Origin of the sequence: Bradyrhizobium sp. AUGA SZCCT0169 (assembly GCF_018130085.1) — a bacterium.
Lineage (GTDB): Bacteria > Pseudomonadota > Alphaproteobacteria > Rhizobiales > Xanthobacteraceae > Bradyrhizobium.
In genome coordinates this window covers 26991-47509 of sequence record NZ_JAFCMC010000018.1, presented here as the reverse complement: position 1 = coordinate 47509, position 20519 = coordinate 26991, and the positions used below count along the sequence as shown (strand labels likewise).

Annotated in this window: 17 protein-coding genes and 1 pseudogene; 11 read left to right on the top strand and 7 right to left on the bottom strand. The window is 59.7% G+C overall.

Going from position 1 to position 20519, the window contains the following annotated elements; genetic code table 11:
- Positions 1 to 14: 14 nt before the first annotated feature.
- Both JQ609_RS20560 and JQ609_RS35145 read left to right on the top strand, forming a co-directional pair.
- The gene (locus JQ609_RS20560; protein ID WP_212214678.1) at positions 15 to 1442 is read left to right on the top strand and encodes a gamma-aminobutyraldehyde dehydrogenase; all 1428 of its coding nucleotides are present in this window, start codon (positions 15 to 17) and stop codon (positions 1440 to 1442) included.
- Positions 1443 to 1534: 92 nt separating this feature from the next.
- Positions 1535 to 1686 (top strand): annotated as a pseudogene (locus tag JQ609_RS35145) (4-aminobutyrate--2-oxoglutarate transaminase); the annotation flags it as partial.
- Positions 1687 to 1829: 143 nt separating this feature from the next.
- Here the strand turns inward: JQ609_RS35145 and JQ609_RS20555 are convergent.
- Entirely contained in the window at positions 1830 to 1949 is a 120-nt protein-coding gene (locus JQ609_RS20555) for a hypothetical protein (protein ID WP_312014880.1), read from the bottom strand.
- Positions 1950 to 2584: 635 nt separating this feature from the next.
- Positions 2585 to 3022 (bottom strand): hypothetical protein, encoded by a 438-nt coding sequence (locus JQ609_RS20550; RefSeq protein ID WP_212274748.1) that lies wholly within the window; start codon positions 3020 to 3022, stop codon positions 2585 to 2587.
- Between the two features lie 470 nt (positions 3023 to 3492).
- Here JQ609_RS20550 and JQ609_RS20545 point away from each other — a divergent pair, with 470 nt between their 5' ends.
- The 6 genes from JQ609_RS20545 (at position 3493) to JQ609_RS20520 (ending at position 10271) form a co-directional block, all read left to right on the top strand.
- Complete coding sequence (locus JQ609_RS20545; protein WP_212274747.1) at positions 3493 to 4809, top strand: DNA modification methylase; 1317 nt, start codon at positions 3493 to 3495, stop codon at positions 4807 to 4809.
- A complete protein-coding gene (locus JQ609_RS20540) occupies positions 4799 to 5233 on the top strand; it encodes a DUF5681 domain-containing protein (protein WP_212274746.1) in 435 nt (144 codons plus the stop codon). The genes JQ609_RS20545 and JQ609_RS20540 overlap by 11 nt, the downstream gene beginning before the upstream one ends.
- Positions 5234 to 5300: 67 nt before the next feature.
- Positions 5301 to 6872 carry a phage terminase large subunit gene (gene terL / locus JQ609_RS20535; protein ID WP_212274745.1) on the top strand — a complete coding sequence of 524 codons (1572 nt, stop codon included), beginning with the start codon at positions 5301 to 5303 and terminating at the stop codon, positions 6870 to 6872.
- An 822-nt stretch (positions 6873 to 7694) separates the two neighbouring features.
- Positions 7695 to 8549: a YqaJ viral recombinase family protein gene (locus JQ609_RS20530; protein WP_212274744.1), complete on the top strand. Its 855-nt coding sequence runs from the start codon at positions 7695 to 7697 to the stop codon at positions 8547 to 8549.
- Positions 8536 to 9663: an ERF family protein gene (locus JQ609_RS20525; RefSeq protein ID WP_212274743.1), complete on the top strand. Its 1128-nt coding sequence runs from the start codon at positions 8536 to 8538 to the stop codon at positions 9661 to 9663. Before JQ609_RS20530 ends, JQ609_RS20525 begins: the two co-directional genes overlap by 14 nt.
- The gene (locus JQ609_RS20520) at positions 9660 to 10271 is read left to right on the top strand and encodes a hypothetical protein (protein WP_212274742.1); all 612 of its coding nucleotides are present in this window, start codon (positions 9660 to 9662) and stop codon (positions 10269 to 10271) included. Before JQ609_RS20525 ends, JQ609_RS20520 begins: the two co-directional genes overlap by 4 nt.
- A gap of 13 nt (positions 10272 to 10284) precedes the next feature.
- On the opposite strand, the gene JQ609_RS20515 is transcribed toward JQ609_RS20520, so the two are convergent.
- On the bottom strand, positions 10285 to 11697 hold the full coding sequence (locus tag JQ609_RS20515; protein ID WP_212274741.1) for a mannose-1-phosphate guanylyltransferase/mannose-6-phosphate isomerase: 1413 nt from the start codon (positions 11695 to 11697) through the stop codon (positions 10285 to 10287).
- Positions 11698 to 11705: 8 nt separating this feature from the next.
- Positions 11706 to 12695 carry an NAD-dependent epimerase gene (locus JQ609_RS20510; protein WP_212274788.1) on the bottom strand — a complete coding sequence of 330 codons (990 nt, stop codon included), beginning with the start codon at positions 12693 to 12695 and terminating at the stop codon, positions 11706 to 11708.
- Between the two features lie 203 nt (positions 12696 to 12898).
- On the opposite strand from JQ609_RS20510, the gene JQ609_RS20505 reads away from it, so the two are divergent.
- The 3 genes from JQ609_RS20505 (at position 12899) to JQ609_RS20495 (ending at position 16277) form a co-directional block, all read left to right on the top strand.
- A complete protein-coding gene (locus JQ609_RS20505) occupies positions 12899 to 13858 on the top strand; it encodes a lysylphosphatidylglycerol synthase transmembrane domain-containing protein (RefSeq protein ID WP_212274740.1) in 960 nt (319 codons plus the stop codon).
- Between the two features lie 74 nt (positions 13859 to 13932).
- Positions 13933 to 15177 (top strand): glycosyltransferase family 4 protein, encoded by a 1245-nt coding sequence (locus JQ609_RS20500; RefSeq protein ID WP_212274739.1) that lies wholly within the window; start codon positions 13933 to 13935, stop codon positions 15175 to 15177.
- 86 nt (positions 15178 to 15263) lie between these two features.
- Positions 15264 to 16277, top strand: a complete 1014-nt coding sequence (locus tag JQ609_RS20495) for an MraY family glycosyltransferase (RefSeq protein ID WP_249128229.1) — start codon at positions 15264 to 15266, stop codon at positions 16275 to 16277.
- Positions 16278 to 16295: 18 nt separating this feature from the next.
- On the opposite strand, the gene JQ609_RS20490 is transcribed toward JQ609_RS20495, so the two are convergent.
- From JQ609_RS20490 to JQ609_RS20480, 3 genes are read right to left on the bottom strand one after another with little or no spacing between them, the layout of a single operon-like run.
- A complete protein-coding gene (locus JQ609_RS20490) occupies positions 16296 to 17237 on the bottom strand; it encodes an NAD-dependent epimerase/dehydratase family protein (protein ID WP_212274737.1) in 942 nt (313 codons plus the stop codon).
- The gene (locus tag JQ609_RS20485; protein ID WP_212274736.1) at positions 17234 to 18451 is read right to left on the bottom strand and encodes a glycosyltransferase family 4 protein; all 1218 of its coding nucleotides are present in this window, start codon (positions 18449 to 18451) and stop codon (positions 17234 to 17236) included. The genes JQ609_RS20490 and JQ609_RS20485 overlap by 4 nt, the downstream gene beginning before the upstream one ends.
- Before the next feature lie 54 nt (positions 18452 to 18505).
- A complete protein-coding gene (locus JQ609_RS20480; RefSeq protein ID WP_212274735.1) occupies positions 18506 to 20440 on the bottom strand; it encodes an SDR family NAD(P)-dependent oxidoreductase in 1935 nt (644 codons plus the stop codon).
- Positions 20441 to 20519 lie beyond the last annotated feature (79 nt).

The window sequence follows — 20519 nt, the reverse complement described above, 5'->3', positions numbered from 1 at the left end:
AAGGAGACTGGGCTATGGATATGGCGATGCTGATCGGCTCGAAGCTCGAAAAGGGAGCCGAAACCGAAGAGCCGATCTTCAATCCGCGCACTGGAGAGATTGTGCTGCAGATGCCCGAGGCCTCGCTGCAGCAGATCGAGGCCGCAATCCTTTCCGCCGAGAAAGCGTTTGCGACCTGGTCGCGCACGACACCTGCACAGCGCTCGGCCTATCTCTTGCGCATCGCCGACCGTATCGAGGCAGAGGCTAACGAGTTTGCCAAGCTCGAGGCGCTCAACTGCGGCAAGCCGATCAACGCCGTGCTCAACGACGAACTGCCCGCGATCGTCGACTGCTACCGGTTCTTCGCCGGCGCAGTCCGTACCATGCCCGGGGCAATCGCCGGAGAATATCTCGCAGGCTTCACGTCGATGATCCGCCGCGACCCGATCGGCATCGTCGCATCCATCGCGCCGTGGAACTATCCGCTGATGATGATGGCCTGGAAGCTCGCGCCAGCCATCGCCGGAGGCAATACGGTGGTGTTCAAGCCCTCCGAGCAGACGCCGCTGACAGCGCTCAAACTAGCCAAAATCCTGGCAGACATCTTGCCCGAAGGAGTGGTCAACGTCGTGCTCGGCCGCGGCGAGACAGTCGGCAACGCGCTGATCAACCACCCCAAGGTCAACATGATCTCGATCACGGGCGACGTCGCAACCGGCAAGAAAGTGTTGCAGGCGGCGGCAAAGTCGGTGAAGCGCACACATCTGGAGCTTGGCGGCAAAGCCCCCGTCATCGTTTTCGACGATGCCGATCTCGCGGCCGTGGTGACCGGATTGCGCGCCTTCGGCTACTACAATGCCGGCCAGGATTGCACAGCCGCCTGCCGCATCTATGCCGGCAAGGGGATTTACGACAAGCTGGTTGCGGATCTCTCGTCTGCCGTTTCAACGATCAAGTACGATCGCGCGGACGACACCGAAAACGAGATTGGCCCCTTGATCTCGCAGCGTCAGCTCTATCGTGTCGCAAGCTTTGTCGAGCGTGCGTCGGAACTCAAACATGTCGCCATCACGACCGGCGGCAAGGTCGGTGGGGGCCAGGGCTTCTACTACCAGCCGACCGTCGTCGCGGGCGCAGTGCAAAACGACGAGATCGTGCGGCGTGAAGTTTTCGGGCCGGTGGTGTCGGTCACCCGGTTCACAGAAGTCGATGATGCGGTCGCTTGGGCCAATGACAGCGACTATGGGCTGGCCTCGTCGGTATGGACGAAGGACGTGGGACGCGCAATGGCGACTGCGGCTCGGCTGCAATATGGCTGCACCTGGATCAACACACATTTCATGCTGACCAACGAGATGCCGCATGGCGGGGTCAAACAGTCGGGTTACGGCAAAGACATGTCGCTCTACGCATTGGAAGACTACACGGCCGTGCGCCATGTAATGGTCGCGCACGGGTAGTGGCACGGGTTGTTTTGCCTTGGATCCGCACCACCGCCTAGAGGCGGCCGTGTTCCTGATGACACACTGGCCTGGGCTGTATGTCGGCATCGATGACCAATGCGGCGGTCTCCGCGCGCAAGGGGAATGCGATCTCGCGAGCTGTCGGCATGACTACGCAGATCTACGCCGACCGCGCCGAAATTCAGAGATTTGGGACATCGAAGGCCGACGCTACGTCGACTTCGCCGGCGGCATTGCCATTGATCCGGCCCGGGTCGCCGCGATTACGCTGCCTGCGATGACGAACGCTGGAATTTCCGATTCCCCAAGCTCAACAAAGGCCTCCAGTCTTCCTTGGCCGCATACCAAATCGTATCTGACGCCTTGCTCGTCCTCCCGCCTAGACTACGTGCGCTGATAATCATCCTCGATGCGGATGATGTCGTCCTCGCCGAAATAGCTGCCGGTCTGCACCTCGATCAGCTTGGTTGCTTCGCGGGCGGCCGTCGCCATAGAGTTGGTCAACAACTGCAATTCCCTGGTAACAGGGAATTTTACAGGGATATTCTACGTCCCTTGCGCGTTCCGAGCCGTCAAAATGGCGATATGCCCTTCATAATGACCATTTGCTGGCGAATTGCTGTGCATCTTGCAGGGAAAAATTCGGAGCCGAACAGGGAAATTGTGGCGAGGAACAGGGAGGTTTATCACCACTGCATGGTCTTTAAGCACGATGTGCTCTCGCTCTCGACTAGCGAGACGGGGGACGAGAACGAAACGTAAGCGCCAGGGCACGACTTTCGGCCGGGCTACAAGGCGTGGAAGCGTAGCCGTCAGATCGCCGATTCTATGCGATCACGAGATCCATCGAGTGCTCTGGCGCGCAACCATCTGTTCGCGCGGAACCTGACGGGCAGGCGTCCGGTGACAAACGTCTCCCTCAACGCCATCGCGAAGCTTAACAACGTTGAGCCAATTGCTAGCTCCGGAGACGTCGTCGAGAAACAACTACATCCCGCCAGCCGCCCCACCTAAATCGTGCACTGAACTCGAGGCCGATAGGGGCCAAGACAAGTCGCGATCTGCAGGGAATGGATTGGTTACCTAAGTTTCACAATTCATTGCGCAGGCGCGCTATGCTTAAAATCATGCGAGATCATTTAATCGTCCCGCTCATGCGTCCATCCGTCGCCGGAATCTGCGTGCTTAAAGAACTTCCAAGGCACCGATGGGCGAAGTCTCAGAGTCTTGACTTCGATGATGCCTTCTAGATTGTTCCAAACGATACGGAAGACGATATCGCGCCCCTTATATATCGTCAGTTGATTTTCCAACGAGCGATTCGCTAGATCCAGCGGTGGTGATCGGACGAGTCGAATGTTATGAATGACATAGAAACCGTACCCTTTGACCACGGCGTACCGCGTTGCGCCACCGATACTCGTCGAGGCTCGTCCCAGATTTGCAATAAGGCAAAGCGCGGCGTCACGAATTTCCCTTACGCGCAATTCTTCACGCTTTGCCTGCTCGAGTTTAGAACGCTCGTCGAGTGGGACGATCCAAGCCAGCGGATCGTCCGGATCGGGCAGCATCAGCAACCTTGACGGGATCCGCCTTGGGCGGCGAACCAGTCGCGCCCGAGCGCGTCGGGCATCATGCCGACCGGGAACGTAAAGTTCCGTCATAGGATCATCACTCATATATTGACCACCTCAGGACAACAGCGAGCCCCCGTCGAAACTAAATAGTGCGCATTCGGGCAAATTGAAACAGTCCGTTGAAGATTCAGACTCAATGAGGTAACGTTAGGCGTTAGATTGGGCCCTGGCACCTTCGTGGGCGCGACGCCAGGATTAGCCACTGCCCGCAGTTCCGAAACCAGAAGGGTTCGCTCAACACACGGATGCGTGATCCGCATGGGCGAGGCCTTTGATCTTTAACCGGACACTTAGGTGTTTCGGCTGGATCCGGTCTCGCATGCGGGTGGAACAGCCAATCATGCAACCCTCGCCTTTGAGTTCGCGACCGTAGTCCGGCTGGCACCTCAGTCCAAGCACTGAGGGTAACCATGACTAATCTGCATAACTCGCGAACCACCGCGATGGTCTCAATCGATGACCTAAAGCCCTACGATAACAATCCGCTTATCTACCCCCGCAAACAGCTCCGCAAGATCGAGGCCCTTATCCGGCGCCATGATCAGATTCCGACGATCTTGGTAACGTCGGATCTGACGATCATCGGTGGCGAGGAATGGTGGCAGGCGCTGAAGAACGCGGGCAAGACCGAGGTAAAGGTCGATATCCTCGCGGATCTTTCGCCCGCCGAGGCCAATGCCGTTCGACTGGCATTGGGTCGCCTTCCGCTGGACGCAAAGCTCGACCGCGATCGACTGGGGGCGGAACTCACTGCCCTGCAGGCCCAAGGCATCGACCTCGATCTAACCGCTTTCGATCAAGCGGAGATCGATTTCTCGCTCGAGCTTGATATGCCCCGCGCCAATGTCGCCGAAACCATCGACGTCAGCGCCACGCGCGCAGATGTCGCTGTCTCTAAGCCCGGGGATATTTTTCAGCTCGGCAGCCACCGTGTTGGCTGCGGCGACGCGCGCGATCAAGGCTTGGTTGATCTGCTTCGCGAGGGCCGACAGGCCAGCGTTTGCATCACGGATCCGCCCTTCAATCTCAAATTTTCCGGGTTCGGCTTTGGAAAAAGCCGCCACCGTCACGGCGACTTCGTCGAAGCCTCGGGCGAGATGTCGGAACTCGAGTTCTACGCGCTGATCCATGACGCGCTGCAGGTCATGCGCTCATCCAGTTCCCCCTCGGCGCTGATCTTCACCATCATGGACTGGCGTCACTTCCTAGAACTGACCGCAGCAGGCAAGCAGCTCGGCTTGGCGTTGCTGAACGTGTGCGTCTGGGTCAAGCCAAATGGTGGCCTTGGCGGGCTTTATCGCTCCCAGCATGAACTCGTGGCCGTTTTCAAGGCCGGCTCCGGACCCCACCGCAACAACGTCGAATTGGGCAAGTTCGGCCGGAACCGGTCGAATGTTTGGGAATACGCCGTACCGTCCGTCCAGGACGCGCTGCTTGGTTCCCATCCGACCGTGAAGCCCGTGGCGATGCTGGCTGACATCTTGCGCGACTGCACCAAGCGCGGGGACCTGGTCATCGACACTTTCCTGGGTAGTGGTTCCACGTTGATCGCCGCGGAGGAAACCGGACGCGCCTGCGTCGGCACGGAACTCGACCCCTATTATCTCGATGTGGTCATCCGGCGCTGGCAGTCGATCACCGGCCGCGAAGCTGTTCACCTCCGCACCGGGCAGCGCTTCGACGATATGGCGCAACGCCTGCTTCCGGGAGTGCGCCATGGCGGATGAAAGCGAACAGATCGGTTATCGACGCCCACCGAAGAGCGGCCGGTTCAAGCCTGGCAGCAGCGGCAATCCGCGCGGACGTCCGAAAGGCACCGCTGACTTCAAAGCAGATCTCGCAGCTGAGATGCGCGAGCGCATCACGTTGCGCGACAAGAATGGACGCCCTCACAAGGTCACCAAGCAACGTGCGCTGATCAAGTTGCTTTTCTCTTCCGCACTCCAAAACGAGAAAAGCGCGATCAACGCCTTGCTGGCGTGCATGCGCTACTTCGGAAGTGGCAACGAGGAGCCCCCCGGTCCGGAAGCCGTTGATCTCGAAGATCTCGACATGATCAAAAATTATGTCGCACGCAGCGAGGCGCGCATCAAGCACGAGCGCGCGCCCATCGGACAGCCAAAGTCACCGAAGAGGAAAGGAAAGCCCTAGCCGAGGAATTACCGTTCGTACAGGAAGACCGATTCCAACAGGACGCAAATGTAACTGGAGTAACCTAATGATCAACTTGACCAACACTCTCATTGCAGAGGACTTTCCATCCTTCGTTCACGAATGCCACAAGATCATCCGCGGCAAAGCGCTCAACAACGACCCCTATTTGTTGTTGGCGTTTGCGATGGCGGAGGATATTGCCGCCGGTAAAAAGCCGCGAGCTATCGTCAACTTGCCACCTGGTACCGCCAAGAGCTTCATTTTCGCAACCTGCTTGCCGGCGTGGATACTGGCGCATGATCCATCCGCCAGCATCTTGATCGTCGAGCACAGCAAAAAGCTGGCCAAGGACACCACGCGGAACATTCGCAAGATCATGCAATCGGGAGCATTTAAGCGTAGCTCTAAAACGCGCATCGACCAGAACTGGAAGGGTGCGGGTGATTTCGGGACCACCAAGGGCGGCAACGTCTTTGCCACGTCCATCAGTGGCACCATCACGGGCTACCGCGCCGATTTCATCGTCGTCGACGATCCGCTTCCGATAAAGCAGGCTGACAACATCGAGCAGATCGATTTCGTCAATGATACCTTCGACGACGAGATTTCGTCTCGTATCCGAGACGAACACAGCCGGATCGTGGTCGTGATGCACCGCCTCCATGAAAACGACCTTACCGGGCATCTGCTCGAGCAAGGCGGCTACAAGCTGCTGGCGGTTCCGCTCATGGTCGACACGTCCAAGACCTATTCTTGCCGTTACGGCGATTGGGAACGTGCGCGAGGCGAGCAGATTCGCGCCGGTCAGTACAGCAAGAAAGAACTGCGCGATTTCGCATTCCGGCCAAGCTTTCGGTTCCTTTACCAGCAAGGCAAGGGGGGCGGTGCCTCGCTGCGAGTACGGCCAAAGAATTTTTCGTTTTTTGAGGGCCGGCTGAACAAGGCGCTGCCATTCGTGTTCAGTATCGACACGGCGCAGAAGGCCAACGGCGGCTCGAGCAAGATGGCAATTCAGGTGTGGCAATCCGACGGCACCAATCACGCCCTGATCGACGTTTTTTCGGCGAAATGTGACTATCAACGCCTCTGGGAAGAGCTTAACCACCTCGTCCGCCGTTATCCTCCGGCCATGATCCTGATCGAGGATACGTCAAACGGATCGGCACTGATCGCGCAGGCCAATCGACGTCTTCGGTTTAGCGTCAGAGGCGTTGTTCCAACCGAACCGAAGTTTGACCGGTTCCGGCGGCACTTCAAATTGATCAGTAAGGGTCGCATTCATTTGCCGCTCGCGGCGGATTGGGGACCGGACTGGATCGAGGAAATTGTGGCGTTTCCGAATGGCGACTACGATGATCAGGTTGACGCCCTCACCATGTATCTCGACTTCATGGCTACCCGCCCGTGTTTAACGATTCCCGAAAGCGGCGCTGGAGTCGGCAGCATGATCACCCCACGCGGCGTGAGCGCCTACGTCCCGCCCAGCGTCGAATCCGCTACATCTGCGATCGCTGGAATAGCCAAGGCTACTCGCATCGCCCAGCCAAGCTCACCCGCCATGATAAACGGCCGGCCTAATTTGGGTCCGAAACCAACGCTCGTCCAAATGCCGTTGGGGCCTGTACTTATTCGCTGAACGGCAAGTTCAACGACGCCTTTTTGGAAAACGTCAGCGGTCCCCCGCTGGCGTTTTTTACTCTTCGACATGACGGAATTGGGTTCGTTTTGTAAATGTGCGGAGCGGTTTCGGACAGTTTGCAAAACGAACCAATTTTGTCGGCAGCGCGGTGGTCGTTACAGCGTCGCACCGCCTACCTTGATCAAAGTCCGTTGGCAGCGAGCCGGCGCTTGCCGCGGGCGACGCGTTCGTAACGCTCGAGAGCCAGCAGCTCGCGAAGAACGTTGTCGCCCCCGCTGGGCAGTGAGGCCAACAAGGCGGCCCTCACGGCGCGAACGCGCAGGAGCTCAGCGTTTGCCCGCACGAATTGCCGGGCCGCGTCGGCCTGGGTCTCGTCGGCTCCCGACTGAACGAGTGCCTCCGCCAATCCGTCGATATCTATCGAGGCAGATCGTACGCGGCAGCAGAGGCCGTGCCGCAGCGCATTCCGGCTGGAAAGATGCCGTCCCCGGTTCGTTTTGGGTCCGGTGCTTCGCTTGGCGTTGGCGCGATTGGCCCTAATCTGTCGCTCTGTCGCCATTTCAATCCTCTCCGCCCCCCAAAAAATCGCTTCCTTCGCGGCCAGGAACTTCGCTCGGTTTGATCAGCCTCGCAAGTCGATTTGGGTCCTCGCAGAAAACAACAAAGTTGCTCAGAAATGTCTGGAATCTCAATGAAATCGGAGCGTTAATGGCGTTGATCGGAGCACGTGCTTCCGGAGATTGAGCCCCGCCGGGCCAACTGTTTGGGCGGGGCCGAGGCACTGCGGTGGGTATCGCCGCTTCAGCCGAGGTAATCTCCATGGATAGCGTCCAACAGCGCAGCCTAACCCCTCCCCATCTCCTGCAATTCAACCCCGAAGATCGACGTTCCTTTATCGGCGGCTCCGATGCCCGGATCATCATGGGCGCCGACGAAGCCGTGCTGCTTCGGTTGTGGCGGGAGAAGCGCGGCGAAGCGGAGCCCGAAGATCTGTCGGACAATCTGATTGTTCAGCTCGGCAGCGTTACCGAAGACCTCAATCGACGATGGTACGAGCACCAAACCGGCTACACCGTGAAGCATGTCCAGCGGCGCATGCAACATCCCGTCAACAAATGGATGGCAGCTACGCTCGATGGGTTGATCGAACCATCGGGCGCGGTTTTCGAGGCAAAATTCATGTTACCCTGGTCGTTTTCGGAAGAGGCTGCCGCCGAAAAGCATATGGCGCAATTGCAACACAACATGTGGGTCACCAACTCGCGGGCAGCCGTCCTTTCGATCATCACCGGCGGCGGCAAATGGGTCGAAATGACCATCCATGCAGATCCGCTTTACCAACACCTTCTGCTCACTGCAGAGAGAAAGTTTTGGCGCTGCGTTATGACCGCGGAGCCCCCCTGTCTGTTCACCGTCGAGCCACCGCGGCCGAGGCTCGAGGCCATCCGTGTGGTTGATATGAATGAATCGAACAGCTGGGCGGAATTTGCGTCGATTTTCCGCCGTACCCGGGGCGCCCATCAGGAACATGAGGAAGCAAAGGCCGGTCTTAAGAAATTGATACCGGAAGATGCCAAGGAGGCTCTGGGACATGGGCTTCGCGCCAAACGCTCCAAGAACGGCGCGATCAGCTTCGAGCTCCAGGACCTGGAGGTCGCCAATGCACCGCTCTAGCCCGTCCATCAGTGCGCTGGCTGCCGCACTCGCTAAAGCTCAATGCCAACTGAATAATCCGGAAAAGACGCTTTGCGCGACCATTCGGTCGCCGTTCCCGCGCGAAGGCGATCGAACGTTTCGTTACGCCTCGCTTGCGAGTGGTCTTGACATCATTCGCAAAGGTCTGGGCCAACACGAAATTGCAACTATTCAAACCACATGGATCGATTCTGGCGGAGCCATTCAATTGACCACGCTGCTTGCCCACGCTTCGGGTGAATGGATCTCGTCGGACTTGCCGGTCTGCTCGGCACACGAAACGGCTCCGCATCGCATGGGCGCGGCACTTACCTATGCACGACGCTATGCTTTGTTTGCGCTCGTCGGAATCGCGGGGGAAGATGACCTCGATGCACCGGACGGGCCAGCGTACTCTTCTATCGTCCCCTCACCCGAACGGCGAATTGCTGCTCGCCGGTCCAATGCAACAAATGACAAGCAACGACCTTTGCTACCGGTCGAAGCATCCGGTGACCTACGCGATACGTTAATCGCTGAACTTCGTGCGCTGCACGAAAGTACTGAGCTGGCATCGTGGGCCCGACGGCGGCTTCCTTCAAAGAATTCCTTAATTGCGGACGATGCGAGAATAGTCGAGGCAACATATCGATCCATCATGGATGCGGCATTGATCGTGGATGAATCAACCGCCCTGGACAATCATTTATCGGCCGGGATCGATCGAAGCATTGCGGCAGTCGACCTCAACAACAAGGAGGAAAATTCCGTCGTACCATTGGCCAAACAGATTCGCCGTCGGAGCAAGGCGCATCTGGCATACGTTCGAGCGCAACCGTGTGTGATCTGCCAACGAGAGCCGTGCGACGCGCATCACCTAAAATTTGCTCAGACCAGAGCTTTGGGTCGCAAAGTAAGCGATGAATTCACGATCCCCTTGTGCCGCGACCATCATATCGACCTGCACCGAGGTGGCAACGAAATCGCTTGGTGGGCCAATCTCCAGATTGCTCCGCTTGAAATAGCGAAAAGCCTTTGGGAGGTAAGCTCTACTGGAGGCCGCGACGAGGTCGAAGCTGCTGGCTTCAAGACAATACAGGCGGCGCCGACGTGAAGACGCCTAATGACCACGCTGCCAACCCTGAGCTAGTCGATTTTAACGTCCCCGCGATTTTCCATCGCGTGGTTCAACCCGCGTTCCTGATGCCCGGCGAAAGCTTGAGCGATTATGAAGCTATCCGGGATATGATCATCCAGGAGATCGCGCCGCAGTCCGGGATCGAATGGCTTTGGGTCGCCGATCTTATCGAACTGTCATGGGACGTTATCCGCTACCGGATGCTACGACAGAAAATGCTGGAAGTTCGACGCAAGGATGCTATCGAAGCCATGCTGAAGCGTATCGATTTGCCCGGCATCCCGGGCGCATTCAAACAAGTTGCGCAAGACCATACGAGGCTCAACGCGGAAGCATGGCAGATCGACCCTGACGCCACAACCGAAATTGAACTGAGGCTCGAAAAGTACGGTGTGGATGAGGGATCGGTCAACGCTGAGGTGCTGGTCCAGGCTCAGGAGTTGCTATTGCTGTTTGATGGCTTGATACAATCTGCTCAAAGCCGCCGCATCCTTCTATTGAGAGAGATCAATCGGCGGCGCATTTCGTTGGCCATAGAGCAAAATGGGAATCCCAAGCGCAGAATAGTTCCCAATGATCGCTAGCTTATCGACCCCTCTATGAACGACTGTAATCATCCTCGATGCGGATGATGTCGTCCTCGCCGAAATAGCTGCCGGTCTGGACCTCGATCAGCTCAAGCTGAATCTTGCCGGGGTTCTCCAGCCGGTGCACCGCGCCGATCGGAATGTAGATCGACTCGTTTTCGTGCACGGTCTTGACCAGTTCGTTGACGGTCACCCGTGCCGTACCACGCACCACAATCCAGTGCTCGGAACGGTGATGGTGTTTCTGCAGCGAGAGCCGCCCGCCGGGCTTGACGATGATACGCTTGACCTGGTGACGCTCGCCATTGTCGACCGACTGATAGGAGCCCCACGGCCGGTGCACCTTTATGTGATCTTCGGTCACCTGCGGCGCGACGTTCTTCAATGTCGCGACCAGCCGCTTCAACCCATTGGCGTCCTTTTGCCGACTAACCAGCACCGCGTCCTGCGTTGCGACCACCACGAGATCATCGACGCCTTCGAGCGCGACCAGCGCGCGATCGGTCGTCACGTTGCAATTGCGTGAATCCTCGAACACGGCCGCCCCGCGCGCGGCGTTGCCTTGCCCGTCCTTGTCGGACAATTCCCACACCGCATGCCAGGAGCCGACATCCGACCAGCCACAGGACACCGGCACCACGGCGGTGCGTGAGGTCTTCTCCATCACTGCATAATCGATCGAAATCGATTTGGCGGCAGCAAACGTATCGGTATCGAGCTTGACGAAGCCAAGGTCGCTGCCGGCCATGGCGACGGCGTCCGAAACCGCCTGCACGCTTGCGGTGTCGACCTTGCGGTACTCATCGAGCAGCACCGCGGCCCGGAACATGAAGTTGCCGCTGTTCCACAGATAGCCGGATTTGACATAGCCCGCCGCCGTTTCCGCGTCGGGCTTCTCGACGAATTTTGCCACCGCACGAACCTGCCCCGAGATGACGTCGCCCGGGCTGATGTAGCCATATTCGGTGGCGGGACGCTCGGGCTGCACGCCGAAGGTCACGATGTGCCCGGCTTGCGCAGCCGTCAGACCTTCACGGCAGGCGGCGACGAAGGCTGCGGTATCGCGCACCACGTGATCGGCCGCCAGCGCCAGAATGATCGCATCCTTGTCGCGCGTTTGCGCAAAGGCGGCGCCGGCCGCGATCGCAGGCCCGGAATCGCGCCGCATCGGCTCCAGCAGCACGTCGGCCTCAAGGCCGATCTCCGCCAATTGCTCGAGCACCATGAAGCGATAGGCGTTGTTGGTGATGATGACAGGACGCTCGAACAGCGCCGCGTCCGATACCCGGATCAGCGTATCCTGAAACGTCGAACGTGCCCCGAACAAGGGCAGGAACTGCTTTGGATGCACCTCGCGCGAAGCCGGCCACAGCCGGGTTCCTGCGCCGCCGCACATGATCAGGGGGATAATTCGTCGGTCCATCAGTGCCCTCAAATCTTGTAGTGGTCGCGATACCAGGTGACAAACTCGCGAATGCCATCCTCAATCGATGTCTGTGGCTGAAAGTCGACGTCGTGCTTGAGATCGTCGATATCGGCATAGGTCGCCAATACATCTCCGGGCTGCATTGGTAACATTTCCTTTATCGCCTCGCGGCCCAACGCCTTCTCCAGGACCGCCACGACATCCATGAGGTTTTCCGGCCGGTTGTTGCCGATATTGTAGATTCGCGCAGGTGCACCGCCGCCCTCGCCGCCGCCCCCGGGCACGTGATCGATCAGCCGCAATATGGCACGCGTCACGTCGTCGACATAGGTGAAGTCACGCTGCATCTTGCCATGGTTAAAAAGCTTGATCGGCGTTCCCGCCATGATCGCCTTGGTGAACAGGAAGATCGCCATGTCCGGCCGACCCCACGGTCCATACACGGTAAAAAAGCGCAATCCGGTTGTCGGGATCCGGTAGAGATGGCTGTAGGAATGCGCCATCAATTCATTTGCCTTTTTCGTCGCGGCATAGAGGCTGACCGGATGATCCGCCCTGTCAGCAACCGAAAATGGCAATTTGGTGTTAGCGCCGTAGACGGAAGATGACGACGCGTAAATCAGGTGGCCGCATCCATGATGCCGGCATCCTTCCAGCACGTTAACGAAACCCTCGAGATTGGCGTCGGCGTAGGCGTGCGGATGGTCGATCGAATAGCGCACCCCGGCCTGCGCCGCGAGGTGGATCACCTTTGAAAACCGGTGTTGGGCGAACAGGGCAGCCATCGACGCTCGATCGGCGAGATCGACCCGCTCGAACATGAAACCCTGCTCACCCCGCAGGATGTCCAGACGTGCCTGTTTCAGCGCCGGCTCGTAATAAGCGTTAAGGTTATCCACCCCCATCACCGTGCGGCCTTCGGCCAGCAGCCGACGGGCGACGTGGAAGCCGACGAAACCCGCGGCACCCGTGACCAATATTGCCTGATCCGACATCACATTCCTGGGAGCCACCGCCCCGGTCGCATCGTTCCAACTTCCGCGCATCTTTAGCCGCGGTGCGCGGGGTCCCGCAATACCCAGCTGCGCGGCTATTGCCATATTGGCTTTAAAGCCATACCAAGGCGACGAAGTTTGGCGCATGCCGTCGATTTACGCCGCTTTTGGCCCCTTTCTCCAACATCGCAAGCTCCAACGAGATGCGCCGGATTCTGCTTTCGACCATCAAGATATTGATTTCGGCTGCGCTGCTTTATTTCTCATTGCGCAAGATCGATCTGTACGAGCTCGCCTCACGCATCCAACTCGGGAGCCTGGGCTGGATCGCGCTGGCGATCGTGATCTCGTTCCTGCAGCTTTTTGTCGGCGTGCTGCGCTGGCGCGAAATCAGCGCGGAATGCGGCGCGCCGCTCGAGACCAGGCAGGCGATGCGATTCAACGTGATCGGGACCTTCTTCAATCAGACGCTGCCGTCCGCGATCGGCGGCGATGCCGTACGGCTCTGGCTGGTGGCGCGCGCTGGCGCCGGCTGGCGCGCTGCGACCTATTCGATTTTCGTCGACCGCGCCATCGGCCTGATCGCGCTCGCGATCATCATCGTCGCTAGCCTGCCATGGAGCTACCAGCTGATCAACGATACCCACGGACGCTCGGCGCTCCTGCTGGTCGATTTTATCGCGCTCGCAGCCGGCGCCGGATTTCTGATCCTCGGCATATTGCCGTGGCCCTGGCTGAAGCGCTGGTGGGGAACGTATCACATCCGCGCCTGCTCCGAGATCGCAATCCGGGTCATTTTCAGCAGGAACCGCGGACCGAAGATTGCGGCGCTGTCCCTGCTCGTTCACTTTCTCACCGTGGTCATCGCCTGGTGCGTCGTGCAATCGATCGCCGCACCCGTGATCTTTGGCCAGGTCTTTCAACTGATACCGCCAGTGATCCTGATTACCATGCTGCCAATCTCCATTGCCGGCTGGGGCGTTCGTGAAGCTACCATGGGGCTAGCTTTCGGATTTGCGGGGTTGGCGACGAGCGAAGGCGTGAACGTTTCGCTGCTGTTTGGCGCGGTGTCGTTCATCGTCGGCGCCGTTGGCGGACTGGTGTGGATCTTGAGTGCCGAGAAGGCCGCGCAGGGCACGACGCCCATTGAAGTTCCAAAATAAGTTTCGCCGGTTTCGACTTTCCTAATTGTCACCGCCACAGGCCAAGCCGCCATTCATTCCCAAAGATGACACTCATGAAAAAGCTCGGGAAAGTCCTGGTCGTCACCCAGCATTACCCGCCGGATTCGAGCACCACAGCGGCTTATCTGGCTGCCATCGCGGAAGGATTGGCCGCTAACGACACCGTCGTGGTGCTGTCCGGATCACGGAGTTCCGCGCCTCAACGCAGCGCCAACCCCAACAGCCTTGAGGTCATCGAGATACCGAACTGGAGCGCACCCAAGGATGACCTCGTCCGGCGCGCAATCGCAATTTCGTTGTTTGCGCTGCGGATGTTTTTCGCAACGCTCACGCGTGCCAGCCGCAACGATGTTGTATTCTGCGTCACGACTCCCTTCACGCTGCCCTATGCCGTCGTTCTGGCGGCAAAGCTGCGCGGTGCTGCGACCGCCTTGCTGATCTACGATCTCTATCCCGAAGCGCTCGAGGCCTCAGGCCTGATCAAACCGCGCTCGTTGACGGCGCGGCTGTTTCGGCTGGTCAACGGCGCGCTGTTCCGCGCGCTCGATGCGATTATCACCATTGGCCGCGATGTGAAACCGTTGCTGCTGGCCTACAAGGGCGTTGGCCACGAGAAAATCCACTTCATCCCGAACTGGACGCTGCTCCCGATCGGTTACCGGGAACCCGCGCCGGGCAATCGCTTCCGCGTTGGGCGGGACTCGCAGTTGATCGTCGGATTGTCCGGCAATCTGGGGTTCACCCATTCGCCGCGCACGATTTTTGAGGCCGCGCGATTGCTGCGCGACGACAAGGATGTTCACCTCCTGCTGTCGGGATGGGGCATGGGCTGGAAAGAGCTCGGTGATCTGCAGGCCACGGAACGGCTGGCCAACGTAACCCTGCTCGAGCGCGTCTCCCAGGATGATCTCATCGAATTCCTGTCGGCCGCCGACGTCTGGATTATCCCCTATCGCCGCAACATTGCCGGGGTGTCGATTCCGAGCCGGATGTACAATTTGATGGCGGTCGGGCGTGCCATCATCGTCGCCGCCGAACCGCACGCGGAGGCTTCGCTTGTCGTAAACGAAGACGCGATTGGCTGGGCCGTGCCGCCCGAGGATCCCGTGCTGCTGGCCAACGCCATCCGCCTCGCCGCGGCCGATCGCGCCGCCACCCTGAAAATGGGCCGGCGCGCAGCGACGACTGCGGAAAAGTACAGTCAGGACATCGCGCTGGCGCGCTATCGCGAGGTCATCCTCAACGCCGGCCACGGGCCTCACCCTCCAGATGAAACTCGACGGCGCAATCTTCGCTAGGTATACAGCGGACGGCTTTCGACGCCTGTGCCGCATCCTACCCTCCATTTCATATCTGCCGCCTTCGCCGCGGCATGCCGGGTCCAATGACGACTACTGAACTGTTCCTACTCGCTGCGGTGCTCGCGGCATTTTTGTCGTATCTCCTGACATGGGCGATCCGCCCCCTGCTGCTGCGCCATGTGCTGGCCAATCCAAACGCGCGCTCGTCGCACCGGGTTCCGACCCCGCAGGGCGGCGGCACCGCGGTGATCGCAGCGACGCTGATCGTTGCGGGCCTCGTCATCGGTTACGTCAATGCATTCAATTTCGCCGCCGTGCCCTTGACCGTGTTCTGCGCAACGCTCTTCATCGCGCTGGTAGGCATGGCTGACGACATCAAATCCATCCCGGTGTTGCCGCGATTGCTACTGCAGGCGGCGGCGGTCGGCGCCATTATCCTAGCCGCGCCTGCTGAAGCCAGGATCGTGCCGGCGTGTCCGTTGTGGATCGAGCGTGGCCTCGCTTGGATCGCCGGACTCTGGTTTGTTAACCTCGTCAACTTCATGGACGGGCTGGACCTGATGACGGTGGCCGAGGTCGTGCCGATCACCGCTGCGATAATCGTGTTGGGCTGGCTCAGTGAGTTTCCGCCGTCAGCGACCATTGTCGCAGCGGCGCTTTGCGGCGCGATGCTTGGATTTGCGCCCTTCAACCGTCCCGTCGCAAAGATATTCCTTGGCGATGTCGGGAGCCTGCCGATCGGTTTGCTGCTCGGCTGGTGCCTGTTGCAACTGGCTCATCACGGGCAATTCGCGGCGGTTCTGCTGCTGCCGCTCTATTATCTGTCCGACGCGACGCTGACGCTGCTGCGGAGGATGACGAAAGGCGAACCGTTCTGGGCGGCACATCGCTCGCATTTCTATCAGCGCGCAACCGACGGCGGCTATTCGGTGCCGCGCGTCGTCAGCGAGGTGTTCGTGCTCAACATCGCGCTCGCGATCCTGGCCGTTACGTCAATCGAGCTTGGCTCATTCGCAGCGGACTTTGTATGCCTCCTTGCCGGAGCCAGCGCGGTGACGCTGGTCCTGTACAGGTTCGCCCGACGGTCGGCGCCTTGAACAGCGCGCCTTGGTTGATCAGGAATCGGGCGCGCGCAATGCCAGGTCCAATCCCTCATCGAGAGTGACCTGCGGCCGCCAGCCGGTGGAAGCGGCCTTCGAAAGGTCGAGCTCCAGCGAGCCGACAAGACTGTCGTTGATCTCCTTGCGGCCGCTGACATTCAACAGCGCGGTCAACAAACGGGGCGGGATCGAAAAAAGCCGCGGCGAAGTACCCGCCGCTTTTGCAAGCCGCCGGATGAACTCCGGCGTGGAAACCTGTTCCTGGTCCGCCACGAGGAAAGTATCGAACTTGGCGCCCGGATGCGACAACCGATGCTGGACGAAGGACGTCAGATTTTCGATGGCCAAGAACGCACGTCGATTGTCAATCCGCCCTAACGGGAGCGGGACACCAACTTTCACGGCTTTCGTCAGCAGTGCGAAATTCCCCTTTGCGCCGGAGCCGTAGACCAGCGGCGGTCTGACCACCGTAGCGTTCATGGTGCTGCTTTGCGTCAAGGTCATCAGACCCACTTCAGCGGCGGCTTTTGACATTCCATACAGGCCGCGCGGCGTTAAGGTATCGCTTTCACAAAATGGCGCACGAAAATTATTGGTTCTGCCGTGCACGAGAACGGTACTGACAAAGATGAATTCGCGCACGCCGGCATTCGCGGCGCTGCGTGCAAGCTGCAGCGTCCCCTCGAGATTGATGCTCCGATAGAGTTCGACCGCGTTTTCTTCATGTTGATGGTGAACGCGTGCGGCGAGATGAACCACGGCGTCGACGCCGACGAGAGCCTGTTGCCATTCGGTCGTAGGGCCGATCGATTCTATCACCACTTCATCGTCGCTACCGGATGCCGTTCGCACGGCGCGGCGCACAGCCCATCCGTTGCGCGCCAGCGCACGCGCCATATGCTGGCCCACGAAACCGCTCGCGCCCGTCACCAGGACGATGGGGAGGCCATCCTTCATGGGGTTCGTCCCGATTGTTCCGGCTTCTGCAGAAGCCCCTGAATCAGTGAAGCGTAGCTCGTCAGCGCCCGGTCGGGGCTGAAATTCCCGGCAACCGCGACGACACGCTCCGCCATCGATGAATCAATCGACGTTGACGCGGTCCGGATTGCGTTTGCCAATTGATCCGACATGCCCGGGCTCACCACCCAACCAAGATTGTTTTCCGTCACGGTGAGCGCCGCTTCAGCCTCGGGCTCGGAGACGAGAACGACCGGCCGCCCAACAGCGAGCAGATTATAGAACCGGCTGGGGACCGATACGCCGGCGACGTTCTTGCGGTAGGGAATGAGCCAGACGTTGGCGGCCGAGAGAAACGCCTCGAGGTCTCCGTCTTCGACGCGATCGATCAGCGTCACGTTGGGAAGATTTTCGCGCGATTGCATCTCTTTCAGCCGATCGAAGCCGATCCCCCAGCCCGACAGAAGGAAATGAATATCCGAATCGTTTCGCAAAAGGCGCGCCGCCTCGAACACGATGACCGGATCGTGGGTGAAGCCGAGATTGCCGGAAAGGCCTACCACAAAGCGGGCCGCGAGCGACCGCCGAAAGGGATTGTCGGCCCGGACCGGACGAACCGCTGGAACCAGCGTGGCCCAGTTCGGAATGAACCGGATCTTGTCGGGCGTCATCCCGCCATAGCGCAACAGCAGCTTCTCGGTATCGCGCCCGATGATGACGACGGCGTTCAGGGCACGGAACATCAGCGCGTTCAGCCCATGCATCGCCTTCGCCCCAAGCGATGCCGGCCCCAGCAGGTCGGCCATGACGAGGACGTCGGGATAAAGATCGTGCATGATTAGCACAGACTTTGCCCGCTTCAATCCGGCGGCGGCGGCGACCGCATAAGGCAACATGAAGGGCGCGGTTACGGTAAGCGCCACATCGCCACGCCGCAACTTCGTCAGCAGCGCCGCGAATGTGCGAGCCGTGAACAATACCTCGGCGGCGGCGCGCTTGATCAGCACGGCCTTGCCCGGCATCCAGTTTCTGATCACAGCGACGGTCGGCTTGCCCGCGGATGCCGATGCGGCAGAGCCCGACATTCCCGAGAGCACCAGGACCTCGGTATCGAGTGCGATGCGGCCTGCGATCGCGGCCATAATCGCTGCTGTCGTGCTGGGATCCGGCGGATAGTGCTGGCTGACGATAACGACCTTTCCGGACTTCTGCATCATGGCTTTCGAAACGGGCCCGCGCCGCTGGTGGAGATAGCGGTGGGCGATGGACTAAGCAGCGTTCGATCCGAATTCGGGGACCGCGTCCCGTAGTACCGCAGTGATGGTAGCGCGGTCGTCATTGGCGATCGCCTGCTCAAGTGCCGCAAGCCATTTGCGCAAGGTCTGCATTGGCGGTTCGTTGGGTTTGGCCGCCATTACGCCGGCGACGCCGATCTCGATGGTCGGCTCTTCGCTAGCGAACAATATCTCGTTAAGCCGCTCGCCCGGCCGCATTCCGCTGAACACGATCTCGATGTCGTAACCGGGCTGCAGACCGGACAGCCGGATCATCCGTTCGGCAAGGTCTACGATCTTCACCGGCTGACCCATGTTGAGCACGTAGACCGAGACATCGGGCCGTGCCGGCGTCGCCGCATGCGTGGCCGCCGTGATCACGAGATCGCAGGCTTCGCGGATGGTCATGAAATAGCGGACCATATCGGGGTGGGTGACCGTCACCGGACCGCCCGCCTCGATCTGCGCCTTGAATTTCGGCACCACCGATCCGTTCGAGGCCAGCACGTTGCCAAAGCGCACCGAGATCAGACGCATGTGCGGCTTGCCCTCGGATTGGACCGCCAGATCATGGTCGAGCGCCTGGCAATACATCTCGGCAAAGCGCTTGGTCAGGCCCAGCATCGAAACCGGCTCGATCGCCTTGTCGGTCGAGATCATCACCATCGCTTCGGCGCCAGCCGCCAGCGCCGCATCGGCAACGTTGACCGAGCCGAAGATGTTGGTCTTGACGCCCTCGCTCCAGTCCCGCTCCAGGATGGGAACATGCTTCAGCGCCGCAGCATGGAACACGATAGCGGGTTTGAATTCTTCCATCAGCCGCATGACGCGGGCCCGATCACGGATATCGGCAATCCGGCCCTCGACGGCGACGCCGGTTCCGCCCGCAGCCAGTGCTTCCGTGACCGCATAGAGCGCCGGTTCCGAATGCTCGATCACAAGCAACCGCGCCGCGCCGAAGGTCGCAACGCGCTCGCATATCTCCGACCCGATCGAGCCACCGCCGCCGGTCACGATGACGGCCTTGCCCCTTACCAGCGATTCCAGCCGCGCATAGTCGATCTTTTCGCTGGGACGCAGCAGCAAGTCTTCGACGGCGACGTTGGTCAACCGCGGTGCATCGCCGCTTTCCAACGACGGCAGGCGACTGACGATCAGGCCGAGCCGCTTCGCGCGCATCAGCACCGCTTCGGGATGCGCGTCTGGCTCGAACGCCGACGGGGTCATCACCGCGCGTTTGATCGGCTTTTCGCGGCGCTCGAAATCGCGAACCACGTCCTCAATGTCGTCGATGCCGCCCAGCACGGGAATGTTGCGGATCAGCTGCCCGCGATCGGCCGGCGACGGCGACAACACGCCGACCGGCCAGATGCGTTTGATGGCGCCGCTCTCGATAGCGCGCAGGAGAATCTCGGCGTCCGCAGCGCGACCGACCAGAAGCGCCGGCGAAGCGTTCTCCGCCTTCGCATGAAGTCGCGCGCGCGTGTAACGAAAATACCGATAGGCGAACCGCGATCCGCTCAGGAAGAACACCTCGAGAAACCAGTAGAGGATGATGGTGACCTTGCCGATAAAGAACGCACCCGGCACGTTCGGCGCGACAGGCGTGCCAAGGACGTTCGGCGCAACGAACACGTAGTCGAGCACCACGAGCGCGAGCGTCAGGATCGTCGCCGCGCGCAGGATGTTCAACGCATCCGGCAGCGAAATGAATCGCCATTTCGTCGTGGTGAGATGGGAGAAGTAGCAGACGACAACGCTGAATACGACGAAAAACGGCAGTATGCGCAGCAGCAACGGCAGGCGATCGTAGAACATGTCGCCTTCGAACCGGAGAAAGAAGCTGGCAAGCAACGCTGCGCCGGTCGCAAGCGCATCATGCACTGCGATCAGCAGGTTCCGCAGCGTTAATTGGGAAAGACGCGTCATGCTCTTGATCAACTAAACCTGTCCCGCAACGTCAAACTCCGCTGATAGCTCATCTCGATCACCCAAACCAGCGTTTAAG